Raw genomic sequence first — 18762 nt, forward strand, 5'->3', positions numbered from 1 at the left:
CGATTTTTAATAAAAAAACCGAATGTAATCACATTCGGTTTTTTATTATCTCAATGAGGCTTTAACCTTCTTCTGGTTCATACCCTAAATTAGGAGCTAACCAACGTTCAGCTTCTTTCATCTCCATGCCTTTGCGTTTTGCATAGCTTTCCACTTGGTCTTCGCCGATTTTTGCTACACCAAAATACTGAGAATCTGGGTGGCTGTAGTAAAAACCACTGACGGCTGCTGTCGGGAGCATAGCGTATGAATCAGTAATGGTCATACCGGTGTTTTTCTCAACATCCAGTAGTTCCCACAATAAACCCTTTTCCGTATGTTCTGGACAAGCAGGGTAGCCCGGTGCAGGACGGATCCCTTTATATTTTTCAGCAATTAGGTCGTCATTGCTAAGATTTTCATCGGCAGCGTAACCCCAAAGTTCTTTACGTACTTTATCATGCATCATCTCGGCGAGAGCTTCAGCAAAACGGTCTGCCAGTGCTTTCACCATAATGGAGTTGTAATCATCATGGTCCGCTTCATATATAGCGACCAGTTCATCACAGCCATGACCTGCGGTTACGGCAAAGGCGCCGAGGTAATCAGCTTTACCACTCTCTTTGGGGGCGACAAAGTCAGATAAACACATATGGGGTTTACCGGCGATCTTTTCTGTTTGTTGACGCAGGTTATGAACAGTCATAAGTACTTCAGAACGGCTGTCATCGGTATAGAGTTCAATATCATCATCACCAATTGTGTTTGCCGGAAATAAGCCGACAACAGCTTTGGCCGTCAGCAGTTTCTCATCAATTAGTTTTTTCAGCATAACTTTTGCATCTGCAAAAAGCTTTGTAGCTTCTTCGCCAATGATCTCGTCATTTAGAATGCGAGGATAGCGGCCTGCTAGTTCCCACGAGTGGAAAAAGGGTGTCCAATCTAGATAAGGCTCGATCTCTGTTAAAGAGATATCATCAAAAACGGTAATTCCTGGTTTGATGGGTACCGGTGGCGTGTAACTCTCCCAATCAATCTGAAACTTGTTGGCGCGTGCTGCGTTAAGAGGCACGCGGCGTTTGTCTGTCATACGGGCGGCATGACGTTGGCGTACTGCTTCATAGTCGTCTTGAATTTCTTTTACGTAGGCGGCTTTTTTCTCGTTTAATAGATTAGAGACAACATTCACTGCGCGTGAAGCATTGGTGACATGTACCACTTGGTCACGTTTATAGCCGCGATCAATTTTTACCGCAGTATGGGCTTTAGAGGTTGTAGCGCCGCCAATAAGAAGGGGAATATTAAACTCTTGTCGCTCCATCTCTTTGGCAACATGCACCATCTCATCAAGGGAGGGGGTGATTAGCCCAGAAAGGCCGATAATATCGGCATTTTCTTCTCGTGCTGTGCGTAGAATAGTCTCTGAGGAAACCATTACGCCTAAGTCGATAATCTCATAGTTATTACATTGTAGAACGACGCCGACAATGTTTTTGCCTATATCGTGTACATCACCTTTAACCGTTGCGAGTACAACCTTGCCATTTGTTTGGCTAGAACCGGTTTTTTCCTCTTCAATAAACGGCATAAGGTAGGCGACTGCTTTCTTCATTACGCGGGCTGATTTAACAACTTGTGGAAGAAACATTTTGCCTGCACCGAATAGGTCACCCACTATACTCATACCATCCATGAGAGGACCTTCAATAACATGTAAGGGGCGGTCATGATTTAGGCGAGCTTCTTCTGTATCTTCTTCGATAAATTCAGTGATGCCTTTAACTAGTGCATGGGCTAAGCGTTCATTGACGGGGAGGTTTCGCCACTCTTGGGTTTTTTCTTCAACTTCGACGCCATCGCCACGATATTTTTCTGCAATATCGAGCAAACGCTCGGTGGAATCATCGCGTTTGTTTTGAATAACATCTTCGACCGCAAGGCGAAGCTCTTCTGGTAGGTCATCGTAGATCGCCAGCTGGCCGGCGTTAACGATCCCCATATCCATTCCTTGTTGAATGGCGTGATAAAGAAATACACAGTGGATCGCTTCACGTACAGGGTTATTGCCCCGGAAAGAGAAGGAGACATTGGAAACGCCTCCCGATACTTTTGCATGGGGTAGATTCTTTTTAATCCAGCCGGTCGCTTGAATAAAGTCTACGGCGTAATTGTTATGTTCATCAATACCGGTCGCAACTGCAAAGATATTAGGGTCGAAAATTATATCTTCTGGCGGAAAGCCGACTTCGTCTACTAAAACACGGTAGGAGCGTTCGCATATTTCGGTTTTTCGTTGATAGGTATCTGCCTGGCCATCTTCATCAAACGCCATAACAACGACTGCTGCGCCATATCTGCGTAACTTACGTGCTTGGTAAACAAAATTTTCATGGCCTTCTTTTAAGCTGATTGAATTAACAATCCCTTTACCTTGTATGCATTGCAGGCCCGCTTCGATCACCTCCCATTTTGAGGAGTCGATCATAATCGGCACGCATGAAATATCAGGTTCAGAAGCTATCAGCTTAAGGAAGCGGTCCATGGCAGCAAGGGAATCAAGCATCCCTTCATCCATGTTGATATCGATAATTTGAGCACCGTTTTCAACTTGTTGGCGAGCAACATCTAAAGCTGTTTCATAGTCTTGCTCTTTAATTAGTCGTTTAAACATCGCTGAACCGGTTACATTGGTACGTTCACCAACGTTGACAAATAAAGTATCAGCACCAATGTTCATGGGTTCAAGGCCGGATAGGCGGCACTCTATCGGCAGTTCAGGAAGTACTCTTGGGGCTTCAGTTTCAACGGCTTCTCTAATGGCTTTAATATGTGCGGGTGTGGTTCCACAACAACCACCAATAATATTTAGAAAGCCCGATCGTGCCCATTCGCCAATCTCTTCAGCCATCTGTTCCGGTGTTTCATCATAAGCACCAAACGCATTAGGTAGGCCTGCATTGGGGTGGGCAGACACAAAGGTTTCAGATATGCGCGATAGTTCTTCAACGTACTGACGTAATTCTTTAGGACCTAGCGCACAGTTAAGACCTATAGAAATGGGCTTAGCATGGCGAACAGAGTTCCAGAATGCTTCGGTTGTTTGACCCGAGAGCGTGCGTCCTGATGCATCGGTAATGGTGCCCGAAATCATTACAGGCAGGTGTATATTATGTTCTTCGAAATAGGTTTCTACGGCATAGATACAAGCTTTAGCATTGAGCGTATCAAAGATAGTCTCAATCAAAATAATATCTGATCCGCCTTCGATTAGGCCTGCTAGGGATTCGGTATAAGCATCAACTAGTTCATCAAAGCTGACATTACGGAAAGCTGGATCATTTACATCTGGTGAGATTGAACAAGTCCGGTTAGTGGGACCGAGTACACCGGCTACATAGCGAGGACGATTAGGTGTTTCTTTAAGTATTTCGTCACAGGCTAGACGTGCTAAGCGAGCAGCTTCAACGTTTATTTCACGGCTGATTGATTCCATCTCATAGTCAGCCATTGCAATCTGAGTCGCGTTAAAGGTATTTGTTTCAATAATGTCCGCACCCGCAAGTAGGTACTCACGGTGGATCGCTTTAATAATTTCCGGCTGAGTCAGCACCAATAGGTCATTATTACCTTTTACATCAACCTGCCAGTCAGCAAAGCGCTCACCACGATAATCCTTTTCTTCCAATTTATAATCTTGAATCATCGTGCCCATACCGCCATCTAAAATCATGATGCGGTTTTTTAGGCTTGTGGAAAGTGTTTCATAAAGCGTTTTATCTGTCACAGCAACGTACCTGAATCAGCGACTAAAAATTTATAAGGCGCGATTATAAATCAATTAGTTAAGAAAGGGGGTGAGGAAAGTTAATCTATTGATGAGTAGCGTTCAATTTGCCCTTTCTTTTCGATGTATTGTTAGCAATTAGTCACGGTTGATCTAAAGAATAGGGACTTAACCCTTAAAATTTTTGTAGATGGTGGTAGAATGCGCGCACTTTGCGGTTTATAAGCATAATTTAATGCTCTAGTTGGTTAATCTTTTGAGCTTTTTCCAGTATTATGTGCGCCGCAACATAAATGGCTGTAAAGGTCATTGCTAAAAATACACCCGTAGTTGAGATATAATGATCTGCTTACGTGGCGTTTACGTGCTATTTAATCACTTAGTGATAAGTAGCGAAAGGGGGAAACCGAGGTCACTCGGTAAAGATGAGCAAACGCAGGATTTAGTCTATGCTGCAGACATTCTTAAAGTGCAAGCTACACCGTGTAACGGTCACTCACGCTGAGCTTCACTATGAAGGTTCATGTGCGATCGATGGTGTATTGCTTGATCAGTCAGGCATTCGTGAATATGAATTAATTCATATCTACAATGTGAATAATGGCGAACGCTTCACTACGTATGCAATTCGTGCTGAAGATAATAGCGGAATTATTTCTGTGAATGGCGCAGCTGCGCACAGAGCGAGTAAAGGTGATTTGCTAATCATTGCTTCATACGTTCAATTGGACGAGAAAGAAGCTGATGCTCATCAACCAACGCTTTGTTACTTTGAAAATGCCAAAGCGGATGGCGGTGTTGGTGCATCTGATGAAGAGCTTCATCAGCGTAATGTACTGACAGGAGTTAAACAGGCTATACCTGTTCAACCTAAAGATATTTAATTGCTAAAGCCACCGATTCAGGTCGCTTTTTTAAGAGCCCTCGTTGTTTTCAGCGGGGGTTCTTTTTTTTGTAAAATAAAAAGTTTATTGCTGAAATTGCTATAACGGCTTTCTTGCAAGGCTGCCCGATAGCAGGTAAATTGGCGCGAAAAGAATATTGTTTATTGCATCCGTTTAATAGCTACATCAATTAATTTAATAGGAGTCGCGTGTGGAACTCGCTTGTCTTGACCTTGAAGGGGTCCTAATCCCTGAAATTTGGATCGCTTTTGCTGAAGAAACAGGTATTGAAGAGTTAAAAGCCACCACCCGTGACATCCCTGATTACGATGAATTGATGCAGCAGCGCCTTAGAATTCTTGATGAGAATGGCCTAACATTGCCGCAGATTCAGGATACTATTAGTCGCTTATCTCCTCTAGAAGGCGCGGCGGAGTTTGTTGATTGGCTACGTGAGCGTTTCCAGTTGATTATCTTGTCTGACACTTTTTATGAGTTTGCTCAGCCATTGATGCGCCAACTGGGTTTCCCAACATTATTGTGTCATAAGCTAGAAGTGAATGAAGAGGGACGTATTACTGATTATACGTTGCGCCAGAAAGATCCAAAACGTCAATCTGTACGTGCGTTACAATTGCTTAATTATCGAGTGATTGCGGCAGGTGATTCATATAATGATACAACCATGCTTACGCAAGCTGAGTCCGGTATTTTATTTCATGCGCCCGATAACGTAATTGCTGAGTTCCCTCAGTTTCCGGCTGTACACACTTACGAAGATCTGAAAAAAGAGTTTCTAAAAGCGAGTAATCGTAATCTAACTCTTTAACTTAGAGTTATTTTTTACTAAACCCTAGCTTAAGGTTGTCTTATATCAATCTTAGCTGGGGTTTTTGCTTTATACTAAAACCAGCTTTTGATTGCATCCTTCCAAGTGTGCTTCTATTCTCTTTATAAGTATCAATTAACTAGGTTCTTCATTTCATGCTCAATGCATTGATTCTGACAGATTGTACTGATTTAACCGACCAACTGTCCGGATGTTTTTGTAGCGGGTATGAGTTGAGCTATGGGCTGTGTAGTAGAGATTCTCTTCCCGTTAGTTGTAATTTGGCTATTATTGGTAGTGATCAAATTAATAGTTCTGATAAGGGCGATGTAGCGCATACGCTTGTAGAAAAAACGATTGCGGAATGTGAGCGTCTAGGTATCCCAGTGTTCTTAGCTTGGGCATCTTTAAAAGATGACTTTCGGGCATTGGCTTTAAAATTAGGGTGTACTGATTACCTGGCGCCCCCTTTTATTGAGTCTGTTGTTAATTCTAAATGCAAAACCTATTCAGGCCTTGCGAATCTGAGACGGAACTTATTAATTGAGCCTAGAAGTGCTGCTGAGGGAGCGTTAAGTCTTGCTGATAATCAAGTGAATTTGAATGATCTTAATACAGTACAAGACGCGGCTATCTTATGTTTAGCGACTATTGCGCGGGTTAGAGATCATTCAACGGGCAATCATATTCTTCGTACTCAACACTATGTTAAGGCATTGGCAGAGCATCTACGTCGTAGTCCTGAGTATCGAGATGAGCTTGATGATGAAACGATCGAGCTTTTTTATAAAACATCGGCGTTACATGATATAGGTAAAGTAGGTATCCCTGATCGTATCCTAAAAAATCCAGGGGAGTTATCGACCGAAGAGTATGAGGTTATGAAAACCCATGCTCGGCTTGGGTATGAGGCTATGCACGCTGCTCAGCAATTGATTGAGCATCAATCCAGCAGTCGAACCATTCGTTTTTTAGCTATTGCTCAGCAAGTGACGTTGAGCCACCATGAGCGTTGGGATGGTCAAGGTTATCCTGAAGGCTTAAAAGGTAAAGAGATCCCTTTGGTTGCTCGCTTGATGGCGGTAGCTGATGTCTATGATGCGATGATTTCCCGTCGACCTTATAAAAGTGCAATGGATCATAGTTATGTACGAGAGGCGATAGCTAAAGGCAGTGGTAGCCATTTTGACCCAATCGTTGTTAATGCCTTTTTAGATCTTGAAGGTATGTTTGAACGTATCTCTCAGGCATTAGAAGATGCTTTCCCATCCTCTTCTGAGATGACTCTACATTCACTTTCTGACCTTATGGATGGGGAGAGGGATTTCTAAATTAGAGCATGGTCTCTTCTAAGCAGTGTAGTAAGTTATTGACCTTATCAAAGGTCTCTTCATATTCCATCTCTTTAACAGAGTCGGCAACAATGCCGCCGCCCGCCCAGCAGTAAATATGATTATTTTCACACAACAAAGTTCGGATCGTAATACTGGTATCCATTCTTCCGCATAAGCTGATATAGCCAATTGAACCGCAGTAAACTGCTCGGCGGTGAGGTTCTAACTCTTCGATAACTTCCATCGCACGAACTTTTGGCGCGCCAGTTATAGAACCACCAGGGAAACAATGGGCTAATAAGGAGATCGGCGTGTGTTCTTCGCTTAATGTACCGGTTACTGTGCTTACTTTATGGTGAACGTTAGCATAGCTTTCAATTGTAAATAATTTAGGGACTTTTACGCTGTTATGAGTACAGACTTTACTAAGGTCGTTGCGTAAAAGGTCGACAATCATTAAGTTTTCTGCCCGATCTTTAACTGAATCTATCAGCGATTGTTTTAAGCGTTGATCCTCTTCTGGGTTATTCGATCGAGGTCGTGTACCTTTAATTGGCTTTGTCGTGACCTGCTGCATTTTGGATTCAAGAAACTGCTCCGGCGAGAGAGATAAAATAGGTGAACTCTCTGAATCAATAAAGGCCGAATAGGGTGTAGGTGCAACCTCTCTTAATGCTTTATAGGCCAACCAAGGGTCGCCTGTAAATTGGCTGTCGAACCGTTGAGCGAAATTAACTTGGTAGCAATCTCCCGCATGGATCAGTTCATTCACTTTTTCTAGTTTTTGTTTGTATTCAGGCGCGGAGAGATTAGCTGAAAAAGGGCGCTTTAGCTTAAACTTATTTGTTTCGGGTGCTGATACTATGTCAGCTCTCTTTGTTGTTAATAAGGTGTTTAGTTGCTGAAGAACCTCTGCTTCCACACGGCTATCTGCCACGAGTTGCGTGGTTTGCTCTTTGTGATCAACCACAATCGCCCATAAGTACATGCCAACACGCATGTCGGGTAAAGAGGAAAATTGCTTGGCAGTAGAGGGTATTTTTTCTAGAGCGCGTCCTAGATCATAAGAAAAATGGCCGATAATCCCGCCTTGAAAGGGGAGGTTCTCAATCTCTTTTTGATCTGTTTTGTATTTACTGTAGAGCTGTTCTAGTTGTTCAAAGGCGTTTTTATTATCCGCACTTAACTCAAGTGTCTCCACTGGCGCTGCCGCGATAATGTCATAACGACCCCAAGGACATTTAGGTCGGCCGCTGTCGAGAAACACGGCATGACCAAGATGGCGAATTGTTTCAAAGTAAGGTTGGCTGTCGGCCAAATAGGGAAGTGCGCATTGAGTAATCAAGGGATCGGCTTAAATAGCAAGTTACAAAAGTAGAGGTAGATTGTAAGTAACCCGATTGTCAGTGTCTATTTAAAGTAGGAATAATTGATTGCGACCAAAGATTGTCGACAAAATGCTTAATCTAAAGACGGATTAGTCTAAAATAGCTTTAATAAAGCTCTAGGCGTAAATCTTACAATTTTCTAGGTTAAAAAAGAGACAGTTGTTAATGAAGCATCCTTTTACGGTAGAACAACGTGAATTTCATCTTCCTGATCAACACCTTGTTTATCGACTTTATCGTAATCCAAATATTCAGACCAAGCGTCGTTTAGTGCTACTTCATGGCGCGGGGGTTGCTGGTGTCGATACTTGGGAGTTTATCATTGCTTTCTTAACTCAATGGTCTGAAGTGTTAGTGCCAGATCAGCGAGGAATGGGTGATACCCACTATCCTGATGGGAGAGAACACCCCTATACAGCTCAAGCTTTAGTGGGTGATCTAAATGCATTAGTTGATCATTTGGGCTGGTGGACCTTCGATTTGGGAGGTTACTCAATGGGCGGGTTAGTGGCACTTCTATTTAAACAGCAACACACAGATCGAGTGGATAAGCAGTATTTATTGGAATCCGCTGTCTTGGATCGCCCCTGCTGGGAAACGACAATAGATTTAAGGCAGCAATTTTCTCAAGCAGCGCTTCACCTGCGTGGTGCATCTGATATTAAGAAGGGAATCGTAAACTTTCTTGATGCAATCTCACCGAATCGAAAGATTTCACCAGAGGTTGAAGCACTCACTGTTCAGCGTTTAGGGCTTCGGCCTGAAGGCTTTGCAAATGCGCTTGATTGCGTCACAACAGCTATCCGTCATATTGATCGAGATGAGTTGGTGGCTGCTCAAGGGGATGTGAGTAGTGTTATTGGAGGAAATAGTGTTGAGTTAATGCATCAATATCAACGTGAACTGGCTGAGCGCTTACCTAATTGGCACTATTTTTTGATGACAGGTACAGACCATTCCTTACCATTTCAAAAACCGCGTCAAATCGCACGAATCATGAATGATGAATTGCTGCGCTATATAGACAAATAGAAATATCTAAGTAAAAAGGCAAAACCCTTAAACTTTTGTATTGTGTTGACAATAAATGGACATTTTCGAGTTGACTGCGTTATTTAGCGGTAGTATCGTGGCCTCAGTTCGAGATTGTCGACAATTTATGATGTGAGTTGTTATGACAGAAAGTATAACTAGCAAGATGTTTCAATCTGAAACACGCACTTTGGCTGATAGCGTTTGCGAGCAAATTGTAACTGCAATCGTGATTGGAGAAATTCCACCAGGCCAAAAAATTAGCGAGCCTGAGCTAGCTAAGACTTACGGGATTAGTCGAGGTCCATTACGTGAAGCAATGCGTAAACTAGAAGCCTTGAGACTTGTTGAACGTAAGCCGCATATAGGTGCCCGTGTTGTTAATCTGTCGGCAAAAGAGCTAATCGAAATCTATCGAGTTAGGGAAGCCCTAGAAGGTATGGCTTGTCGTTTAGCGGCGGAGAATATGCCGCAAGATGAGATTGATAGTTTACGAGACCTGCTTGATGAACATGAACAGAGCATCGATCAGCTTGATGGGCGCTCTTATTTTCAAAAAGAGGGTGATTTAGATTTTCACTACCGAATTGTTAATGGCAGCAAAAATGCAAAGCTATTGGAATTTCTCGGCGGAGATCTTTACCACCTTGTACGAATGTATCGATATCAGTTCAGTGTCTCTAGTTCCAGACCAAAACGCGCACTTAAGGAGCATCGCCAGATCATAGACGCTATTGAGTGCCGTGATCCCGAATTGGCAGAAATGCTTATGCGTCGTCATATTGGAGCAGCCCGCAAAAATGTGGAAGAGAAGCTGAATGCAGCGACCGAATCCAGAGGGGAATAACATGTCTAAACACCTATCTGCAGGTGCACGTTTTCGTAAAGCGCTAGCTGACGCTAGTCCATTACAGATTGTAGGTACAACGAATGCTTATCACGCGATGATGGCGGAGCGCGTTGGTCATAACGCTATTTACCTATCTGGTGGTGGTGTTGCAAATGCCTCCTACGGTCTACCTGATTTGGGTATGACGTCAATGAACGACGTACTAGAAGATGTACGCCGTATTAGCAGCGCGGTTGAAACGCCTTTATTGGTTGATATTGATACTGGTTGGGGTGGTGCTTTTAATATTGCCCGTGCGATTAAAGAGATGACTAAAGCCGGTGCTGCCGCTGTACATCTAGAAGATCAGGTTGCGCAAAAACGTTGCGGTCACCGTCCTAATAAAGAGATTGTCTCGTTAGAAGAGATGGTTGATCGTGTTAAAGCCGCAGTTGATGCTAAAACCGACGACGACTTTTTCATTATGGCACGTACCGATGCATTCCAAATGGAAGGCCTTAATGCTGCCGTTGAACGTGCACAAGCCTGTTTAGAAGCGGGAGCCGATGGTATCTTCGCTGAAGCTGTACATACTTTAGATGATTACAAAGCATTCTCTAAAGGGATTAATGGCGCTCATCTGCTAGCTAATATTACCGAATTTGGTGCGACACCACTGTTCAATAAAGGCGAGCTTGCAGAATCTGGCGCAACGATGGTGCTTTATCCGCTTTCAGCTTTCCGTGCGGCCAATAAAGCTGCCTTAAATGTTTATGAAGCTTTACTGCGTGATGGCGATCAAAAAGCAGTTGTTGATACTATGCAAACTCGCATGGAACTTTACGATTTCTTGAACTATCACGATTTTGAACAAAAATTAGATGGCTTGTTTGCTGAAGGTAAAAACAAATAAGTAGGCGAGTTAAGCCGGTGTTATTTTAAATTAGTAACGAGCAGGCCGCTAGAGCCTGCCTTATATAACAGGAGCACAATATGGTAGATAAAAAACTGAGCGGCGCGGGTCTGCGAGGACAATCCGCTGGTGAAACCGCACTGTGTACTGTAGGGCAAAGTGGCGCAGGCCTAACCTACCGTGGCTACGATATTAAAGAGCTTGCTGATAATGCACAGTTCGAAGAAGTTGCTTATCTGCTGCTTTACGGCAAGTTGCCTAATCAGGGGGAACTTGATGCCTATAAAGCAAAATTAAAGGGTATGCGGGCGTTGCCTGATGCACTAAAAGTAGTGTTAGAGCAAATCCCTGCAAGTGCACATCCAATGGATGTTATGCGTACCGGTTGCTCTATGTTGGGTAACTTGGAAACAGAGCAAGATTTTTCTGAACAGCACGATCATATCGACCGTATGTTGGCGACGTTTCCAGGCATTATTAACTACTGGTACAACTTCAGCCACAAGGGCAAACGTATCAATGTAGAGACTGACGCAGACTCTATCGGCGAGCAGTTCCTATGGACGCTACATGATAAAAAGCCAGAGCCTTTGCATGTTGATGTAATGCACGCTTCATTGATTCTCTATGCAGAGCATGAATTCAACGCCTCTACATTTACTGCACGTGTATGTGCATCGACTTTATCTGATATTCACAGCTGTGTGACTGCGGCTATCGGTTCTCTACGTGGTCCACTACATGGCGGCGCTAATGAAGCCGCTATGGCGATGATCGAGAACTGGCGTTCAGCGGATGAAGCTGAAGAAGAAGTAATGGGCATGTTAGCCCGTAAAGATAAGATCATGGGCTTTGGTCACGCAATCTACCGTGAATCTGATCCACGTAATGCGATTATTAAAGAGTGGTCTAAAAAGCTCTCAGAGCAGGTGGGAGATGAGTATCTTTACGCTGTATCTGAGCGAGTAGAAGCCGTTATGTGGCGAGAGAAAAAGCTATTTTGTAATGCTGATTTCTTCCATGCATCTGCTTACCACTTTATGGGCATTCCTACTGAATTATTCACGCCAATCTTTGTTTGTTCACGTGTAGCAGGTTGGACTGCGCATGCGATGGAGCAACGTGCTAACAACCGAATTATCCGTCCAAGTGCTGATTATACTGGCCCTGAAAGTGCGGAATGGGTTGCTATCGAAGATCGTGATTAATTGATCTGATTAGGCTGCTTTTAATTGATAAGCAGCCTAAATTTTTTAAATTTTTTGGATAAGGAAAGCGAGCTTTATGTTGAATGCACGCTTTGCCTCTCTGAACCATAGCTATGGAGTTCAGACCTAATGAACACTGAATATCGTAAACCTTTACCGGGTACTGAGCTTGATTATTTCGATACGCGCGCAGCGATCGAAGCAATTCAGCCCGGTGCTTATGCAAAACTGCCTTATACTTCACGTGTATTGGCGGAACAGCTTGTGCGTCGTTGTGAACCAGAAACACTCACTGACTCACTGAAGCAGATCATTGGCTTTAAACGCGATCTGGATTTTCCTTGGTATCCTGCACGTGTTGTATGTCATGACATTTTAGGCCAAACCGCACTCGTCGATTTGGCTGGTTTGCGTGATGCTATTGCTGAGCAAGGGGGGGATCCTTCCAAAGTAAACCCTGTTGTTCCTACACAGTTGATCGTTGACCACTCCTTAGCTGTTGAAGCAGCGGGTTTTGATCCAGATGCTTTCGAAAAAAACCGTGCTATAGAAGACCGTCGTAACGAAGACCGTTTCCATTTTATCGAATGGACTAAAACTGCGTTTGAAAACGTTGATGTTATTCCAGCAGGTAACGGCATCATGCATCAGATTAACTTGGAGAAGATGTCTCCGGTTATTCAGGCGCGCGATGGTGTTGCTTTTCCTGATACTTGTGTCGGTACCGACTCGCACACTCCTCATGTGGATGCCCTAGGTGTTGTCGCAATTGGGGTAGGTGGCCTTGAAGCTGAAACCGTTATGCTTGGTTTACCATCTATGATGCGCCTACCTGACATTATCGGTGTAAAACTGATTGGTAAGCGTCAGCCAGGTATTACAGCGACAGATATAGTACTGGCAATAACTGAATTCCTACGTAACGAGAAAGTTGTCTCCTCCTACCTTGAATTCTTCGGTGACGGTGCAAAAGAGCTAACCATTGGTGACCGTGCAACGATCTCCAACATGACACCTGAGTTTGGCGCGTCAGCGGGTATGTTCTACATTGATGAACAAACCATTGATTACCTAAAATTGACCGGTCGTGAGCCAGAGCAAGTTGAACTTGTAGAAAAGTACGCTAAATTAACAGGCCTATGGGCGGATGATCTAGAAAACGTTGAATACGAACGTGTACTTGAATTCGACCTATCCACTGTATGTCGTAACATGGCTGGTCCATCTAACCCACACCGTCGTTTGCCAACTTCCGACTTAGAGTCCCGTGGTATTGCGGTGCATTTAGATGAAGCGCTAGAAGAGGAAGCTGAAGGCCTAATGCCGGATGGTGCAGTGATTATTGCCGCCATCACCTCTTGTACTAACACCTCTAACCCACGTAACGTAGTTGCAGCAGGTCTGATAGCTAAAAAAGCCAATGAGCTTGGTTTAGTGCGTAAACCTTGGGTTAAATCTTCCTTTGCTCCAGGATCCAAAGTAGCCAAACTCTATCTAGAAGAAGCCGGTTTGCTTTCAGAGATGGAAAAACTCGGTTTTGGTATTGTGGCTTACGCATGTACAACTTGTAATGGTATGTCCGGTGCACTGGATCCAAAAATTCAGCAAGAGATCATTGATCGTGATCTTTATGCAACGGCAGTGCTGTCAGGTAACCGTAACTTTGATGGGCGTATCCATCCTTATGCGAAACAGGCTTTCTTAGCATCACCACCATTAGTTGTCGCTTACGCGATTGCGGGTACCGTGCGTTTCGATATTGAGAAAGATACTTTAGGAAAAGATAAAGAGGGTAACCCAATTACCCTAAAAGATATCTGGCCAAGTGATGAAGAGATTGATGCATTGGTGGCTAAATGCGTTAAACCTGAACAGTTTAAGCAGGTTTATATCCCAATGTTCGATCTAGGCGCACGTGAGCAAGCAAAAAGCCCACTATACGATTGGCGTCCAATGTCTACCTATATTCGCCGTCCTCCTTACTGGGAAGGCGCTCTTGCAGGTGAGCGTACTATGAAAGGTATGCGTCCATTAGCGGTACTAGGTGACAACATTACAACCGATCACCTGTCACCATCTAATGCGATTCAAGCGTCCAGTGCTGCCGGTGAATACTGCGCGAAAATGGGCTTGCCTGAAGAGGATTTCAACTCTTATGCAACGCACCGTGGTGATCACTTAACCGCGCAGCGTGCGACTTTCGCTAACCCTAAACTGCTTAACGAAATGTGCCGCGATGAAAACGGTGACGTTAAGCAAGGTTCTCTTGCTCGCATAGAGCCAGAAGGAAAAGAGAGCCGCATGTGGGAAGCGATTGAAACCTACATGGAGCGCAAGCAGCCGTTAATTATCGTTGCCGGTGCTGACTATGGTCAAGGTTCCTCCCGTGACTGGGCAGCTAAAGGTGTGCGTTTGGCTGGCGTTGAAGCAATCATGGCTGAGGGCTTTGAACGTATTCATCGTACTAACCTTGTGGGTATGGGTGTGCTTCCTCTACAGTTTAAAGAGGGCGAAACACGCCATACTTATAATATCGATGGCACTGAAACCTTTGATGTTGAGGGTGAACTATCACCCCGTGCAGAATTAACTGTTGTTATTCATCGCACTAATGGTGAAACGGTTAAGGTTCCTGTGACTTGCCGCTTAGACACTGCAGCTGAAGTGCATGTGTATAAAGCGGGCGGTGTACTACAACGCTTTGCTCAAGATTTCCTTGAAGAGAGCGCTTAAGTTCGCGACATAAATGCTGGATAGGTGCAGTGTTAATAGGTTAGTTGGTAGGGTTTCTAACAACTAACCTATTTATCAAAACGCTGCGCTTATCACTATAGCAGTAATTAAAATACAAGATTATTTACTAACAATAACTGGCCAGAGTAGAGACTCCATTAGAGAGTAGGGAAGTTATTGTTATTAAGTGATTCTCACTAAAATAGTTACTAAGTGTTTTTAATAATCGCTGTGGATGTAAGTTCACCGCACAGTTTTGACAGGTCTAGATCATATGGCAGCGCATGTACCTCAGATTAAAATCCCTGCAACTTATATACGTGGTGGCACCAGTAAAGGTGTTTTCTTCCGTCGTCAGGATCTACCTGAAGTAGCGCAAGAGCCTGGCCAAGCACGGGATAATATTTTACTACGTGTAATTGGTAGTCCTGATCCTTATGGCAAACAGACTGACGGTATGGGTGGTGCGACTTCAAGTACCAGTAAAACAGTTATCTTAGATAAAAGTAGTCAGCCAGATCATGATGTTGATTACTTGTTCGGCCAAGTCTCTATAGATAAAGCCTTTGTTGATTGGAGTGGTAACTGCGGTAACTTAACCGCTGCCGTCGGAGCATTTGCCATTAGTGGTGGGTTAGTTGATGCCGACCGTATTCCTGAAAACGGCACCTGCGTTGTCCGTATTTGGCAGGCTAATATTAAAAAAACCATTATTGCTCATATACCAATCACTAACGGAGAAGTACAAGAAACCGGTGATTTTGAGCTAGACGGTGTTACCTTCCCAGCAGCGGAAGTCGCCGTTGAATTTATGGACCCCGCCGATGGTGAAGGTTCAATGTTCCCAACAGGTAATCTGGTGGATGACCTTGAGGTTCCAGGTGTCGGCACCTTCAAAGCCACAATGATCAACGCAGGTATCCCAACTATCTTCCTCAATGCAGAAGAGATTGGTTATACAGGAACAGAACTGCAAGAAGCGATTAATGGAGACCCAGCAGCACTTGAACGGTTTGAAACTATTCGTGCACATGGCGCTATGCGTATGGGGCTGATTAGCGATCTATCTGAAGCCGCTGCTCGTCAGCATACGCCTAAAGTTGCTTTCTGCGCGCCAGCAACAGCCTACGTTTCTTCAAGTGGTAAACAGCTCACTGAAAAAGATATAGATCTTGTTGTTCGCGCACTGTCTATGGGTAAATTACATCACGCGATGATGGGAACCGCTGCCGTTGCTATAGGTACTGCCGCCGCGATCCCAGGTACCTTGGTTAACTTAGCGGCCGGTGGTGGAGAACGTACCGCCGTTACTTTTGGGCATCCATCAGGCTCCCTAAAAGTAGGCGCCGAAGCAAAATTAATCAATGGCGAATGGACAGCGACAAAAGCAATCATGAGCCGCAGTGCTCGCGTATTAATGGAAGGCTGGGTAAGAATACCGGGCGATTCCTTCTGATCTCTGGAGAATGCCACCTAATACGTGGCATTGTTTAGATTTATAGATCTAACTGGATCTAAGAGTTGAAGAACGCCGCGTAGATTGGTTTCCCTATCAGGATCAATCTGCAGTTCTTCTTTGAGCCTTATGTGTAAACATAAGGCTTTTTTTTTCGAAATTTAGAGGGTGCAAGAGTTCGTAAGGTGATACGAAGTTTGTTTGCTTTTATTACTTATATTTACCCGAATGATTCTCTGAATAAAAACAATCTAACGAGAGCTGCTGAAGATAACCCACACCCCGAACACTGATCAATGCTAGGTAAGTTCACATGGGAACAAGAATTACAGCTCCATTTGAAATCAGGAATTCACCACGTTCCATTCTTGACAGCTAAGGATCCACACAGTTTTTTGTTAAACGTTCCATTCCTCAATTTCCCTACCAAACCATAACCTGCGAACAAAACACCCAATACGAAAGTAATCCCTACAAAAGCGATCATCACCATCAGCTTGGGTAACTATTGGATCACCTCCGCGGAAAGATAACTCTCCAGACATCAGGGAGAATACAGCGATAAATATTAATAAGACACCACCTGAAATACTGTTGACGTATTCGCTAAGGCGTTTTTCTTCTCGCTTTGTTTGTATGAACTCTTCTCTCTCTTTACCCTCATATATTTTTTTGATTCGGTCTGTACCTCATCATGTTCTACTTTTGTTGCCTGAGATATCCAGAAGGGGGCTGCAAGGAAAATCCCAATAAAGCCTAGTGGGATTAGTAGCATTAAAAAGAATTCCACAAATACTCCTTGTGACATTTAACGTCCATATTTTGCGGCTAATTTACGAGACCGAAGCGAGCCGCGATAGCAGTTTTTAGCGGGCTTGAACAACAATTATTTGTCAGGTGACATCGTTCCATTTCCCCCAAATAAATGAGTAAAGGGCTAGCAGATCTGCAACACGTTGCGGAGACGATGAGTTTTTAATTTTACTTGCATCTATATGTTCTGCCCCATCTATAACTTCACAAGGAACGCCATATTCAGCTTTAAGTTTTTCTTTAGTCCATTTAGGTGTTGGATATCTGCCAGCCCAAACGACATTGCTTTCCGCTAAAGCCATCAATTCTTCTTGCTCTATGCTGAATGTAATACCATCACACAAATCTAGGACTTGATGTTTATATATTTCTTCTCTATTTCCAATGCGTCGTTTTAAAAAATAGGCTTTTGAAATCAACTCAATTGCTAGAGAACTTAAAAACTGAGAAGTTGGAAGTAATGCAATTCCCTCCCAAGCTTTCACTTTCATCATATCGACATGATCATCCAATAAGTGTTGGGCTGAATAGGCTAGTTGTCTTGCCTGATACTCCCACTGGCTATGATCAAATGCCATTTGATCACCCTGATGCCTAATTGACTTACTAATACTCTTATCCATGATACCTAACGCCGCGCACAGCAGCGAGTCCGGCCGCCGTAGGCGGCGAACTGATGTACTTTGTTATGAAACTGGCCTATTTGCATTTGTAAAACGACCGACTGCCAACCTTTTTAAAGTCGACCTTTTCTTTGTCTTGTAAATGGCGAGCTAGCGTTGCAAATAGCCATCCTGTTTCATTGTCTATTTTGTTCCCTTGTGGGTAGGCAGACTTTTTTAGCTGCAATTGGTCCTTGATGTAGGTTGCTGGAACCCATCCTTCGCTAAACCCACTTTGCGCCTCTTTAATGAAGGCTGCCATTTCGGTTGCCATATCATCAAAAAGCTCATGAATATTTTCTTTATGACTCATGGCTTACTCCGATTTCATAACGCCCGCAGCAGGCGCGGTTTAGTTGTTGTGACGAAGGAGCAACGACTAAACCGTCGCTCTGCCTGCGTTTGTGTACGCCCAGCATGGGCATGAACTAATGAGGTGAAAGTCCTCTGTAGGAAGGTCACCATCCATAGCGATTTATATCGTTTATTAGATGATAACTACTAGCGAATGGCAAGGGCCAACCTGCGAGGGACGGTCTAAAGGAAGCCTGACGCAAAACTGCGAGCTGATGAACAAGAACATCATATGAGGCGTAGGCTGGAGGCGAGTTGGCACAAGACAACGAAGCCGTGTGATCTAACGGCCACCGTAAATGATGCAGTTGCGCAGGGACAGTTCATGCTCTTATCTGGGGAGATCTGCTTAACAAGCGATCGGTAAACCACCAGTAAGGCTCTGGTCAATAAGTGCCTTGGCTCCGCTGAATGTATCGCCAGTGGAGAGCGAACTAGATACAAACCGATAGCGCTGGCAGAGGTAACTTTGCCAGTGATTAAGCAGAAGTCAGCAGACGGCATAGTAGCCCAACGGTCAGCGTAATGGCTGATACATGGTGAAGGCCTGAACATTAAGAATAA

At 43.9% G+C, this 18762-nt stretch carries 15 protein-coding genes; 9 read left to right on the plus strand and 6 right to left on the minus strand.

The genetic code is table 11. From position 1 onward, the window contains the following. Positions 1-61 precede the first annotated feature (61 nt). Complete coding sequence (gene metH / locus A3774_RS05040) at positions 62-3763, minus strand: methionine synthase (protein ID WP_075107905.1); 3702 nt, start codon at positions 3761-3763, stop codon at positions 62-64. A gap of 449 nt (positions 3764-4212) precedes the next feature. Between metH and panD the strand changes: the two genes are divergently transcribed. From panD to A3774_RS05055, 3 genes are all read left to right on the plus strand, one after another. Further along, complete coding sequence (gene panD, locus A3774_RS05045) at positions 4213-4647, plus strand: aspartate 1-decarboxylase (protein ID WP_067864057.1); 435 nt, start codon at positions 4213-4215, stop codon at positions 4645-4647. A 211-nt stretch (positions 4648-4858) separates the two neighbouring features. Beyond that, positions 4859-5476, plus strand: a complete 618-nt coding sequence (thrH, locus tag A3774_RS05050) for a bifunctional phosphoserine phosphatase/homoserine phosphotransferase ThrH (protein WP_067864060.1) — start codon at positions 4859-4861, stop codon at positions 5474-5476. 155 nt (positions 5477-5631) lie between these two features. Beyond that, positions 5632-6807 (plus strand): HD-GYP domain-containing protein, encoded by a 1176-nt coding sequence (locus A3774_RS05055; RefSeq protein WP_067864063.1) that lies wholly within the window; start codon positions 5632-5634, stop codon positions 6805-6807. Between the two features lies 1 nt (position 6808). Here A3774_RS05055 and pabB read toward each other — a convergent pair whose 3' ends face one another. Continuing rightward, positions 6809-8155, minus strand: coding sequence for an aminodeoxychorismate synthase component I (pabB, locus tag A3774_RS05060; protein WP_067864067.1), 1347 nt, complete (start codon positions 8153-8155; stop codon positions 6809-6811). Between the two features lie 208 nt (positions 8156-8363). On the opposite strand from pabB, the gene A3774_RS05065 reads away from it, so the two are divergent. The 6 genes from A3774_RS05065 to prpF all read left to right on the plus strand — a co-directional run bounded on the left by A3774_RS05065 (position 8364) and on the right by prpF (position 16369). Further along, a complete protein-coding gene (locus tag A3774_RS05065; protein WP_067864070.1) occupies positions 8364-9230 on the plus strand; it encodes an alpha/beta fold hydrolase in 867 nt (288 codons plus the stop codon). A gap of 142 nt (positions 9231-9372) precedes the next feature. Then, positions 9373-10077: a GntR family transcriptional regulator gene (locus A3774_RS05070; protein ID WP_067864073.1), complete on the plus strand. Its 705-nt coding sequence runs from the start codon at positions 9373-9375 to the stop codon at positions 10075-10077. Position 10078: 1 nt separating this feature from the next. Next, the gene (gene prpB, locus A3774_RS05075) at positions 10079-10972 is read left to right on the plus strand and encodes a methylisocitrate lyase (RefSeq protein WP_067864076.1); all 894 of its coding nucleotides are present in this window, start codon (positions 10079-10081) and stop codon (positions 10970-10972) included. 80 nt (positions 10973-11052) lie between these two features. Continuing rightward, positions 11053-12180, plus strand: a complete 1128-nt coding sequence (gene prpC, locus A3774_RS05080) for a bifunctional 2-methylcitrate synthase/citrate synthase (protein ID WP_067864078.1) — start codon at positions 11053-11055, stop codon at positions 12178-12180. A gap of 129 nt (positions 12181-12309) precedes the next feature. Continuing rightward, on the plus strand, positions 12310-14913 hold the full coding sequence (gene acnD, locus A3774_RS05085) for a Fe/S-dependent 2-methylisocitrate dehydratase AcnD (protein ID WP_067864081.1): 2604 nt from the start codon (positions 12310-12312) through the stop codon (positions 14911-14913). A gap of 274 nt (positions 14914-15187) precedes the next feature. Then, positions 15188-16369 (plus strand): 2-methylaconitate cis-trans isomerase PrpF, encoded by a 1182-nt coding sequence (gene prpF / locus A3774_RS05090; protein ID WP_067864084.1) that lies wholly within the window; start codon positions 15188-15190, stop codon positions 16367-16369. 568 nt (positions 16370-16937) lie between these two features. Here prpF and A3774_RS05095 read toward each other — a convergent pair. From A3774_RS05095 to A3774_RS16980, 4 genes are all read right to left on the minus strand, one after another. Then, positions 16938-17159, minus strand: a complete 222-nt coding sequence (locus A3774_RS05095) for a hypothetical protein (RefSeq protein ID WP_156473658.1) — start codon at positions 17157-17159, stop codon at positions 16938-16940. A gap of 103 nt (positions 17160-17262) precedes the next feature. After that, complete coding sequence (locus tag A3774_RS05100; RefSeq protein WP_156473659.1) at positions 17263-17805, minus strand: hypothetical protein; 543 nt, start codon at positions 17803-17805, stop codon at positions 17263-17265. A gap of 76 nt (positions 17806-17881) precedes the next feature. Then, positions 17882-18157: a hypothetical protein gene (locus A3774_RS05105; RefSeq protein WP_067864093.1), complete on the minus strand. Its 276-nt coding sequence runs from the start codon at positions 18155-18157 to the stop codon at positions 17882-17884. A 269-nt stretch (positions 18158-18426) separates the two neighbouring features. After that, on the minus strand, positions 18427-18762 hold a 336-nt coding region (locus A3774_RS16980), incomplete at its 5' end, for a hypothetical protein (protein ID WP_231867942.1).

This window comes from Neptuniibacter marinus (assembly GCF_001597725.1).
GTDB lineage: Bacteria > Pseudomonadota > Gammaproteobacteria > Pseudomonadales > Balneatricaceae > Neptuniibacter > Neptuniibacter marinus.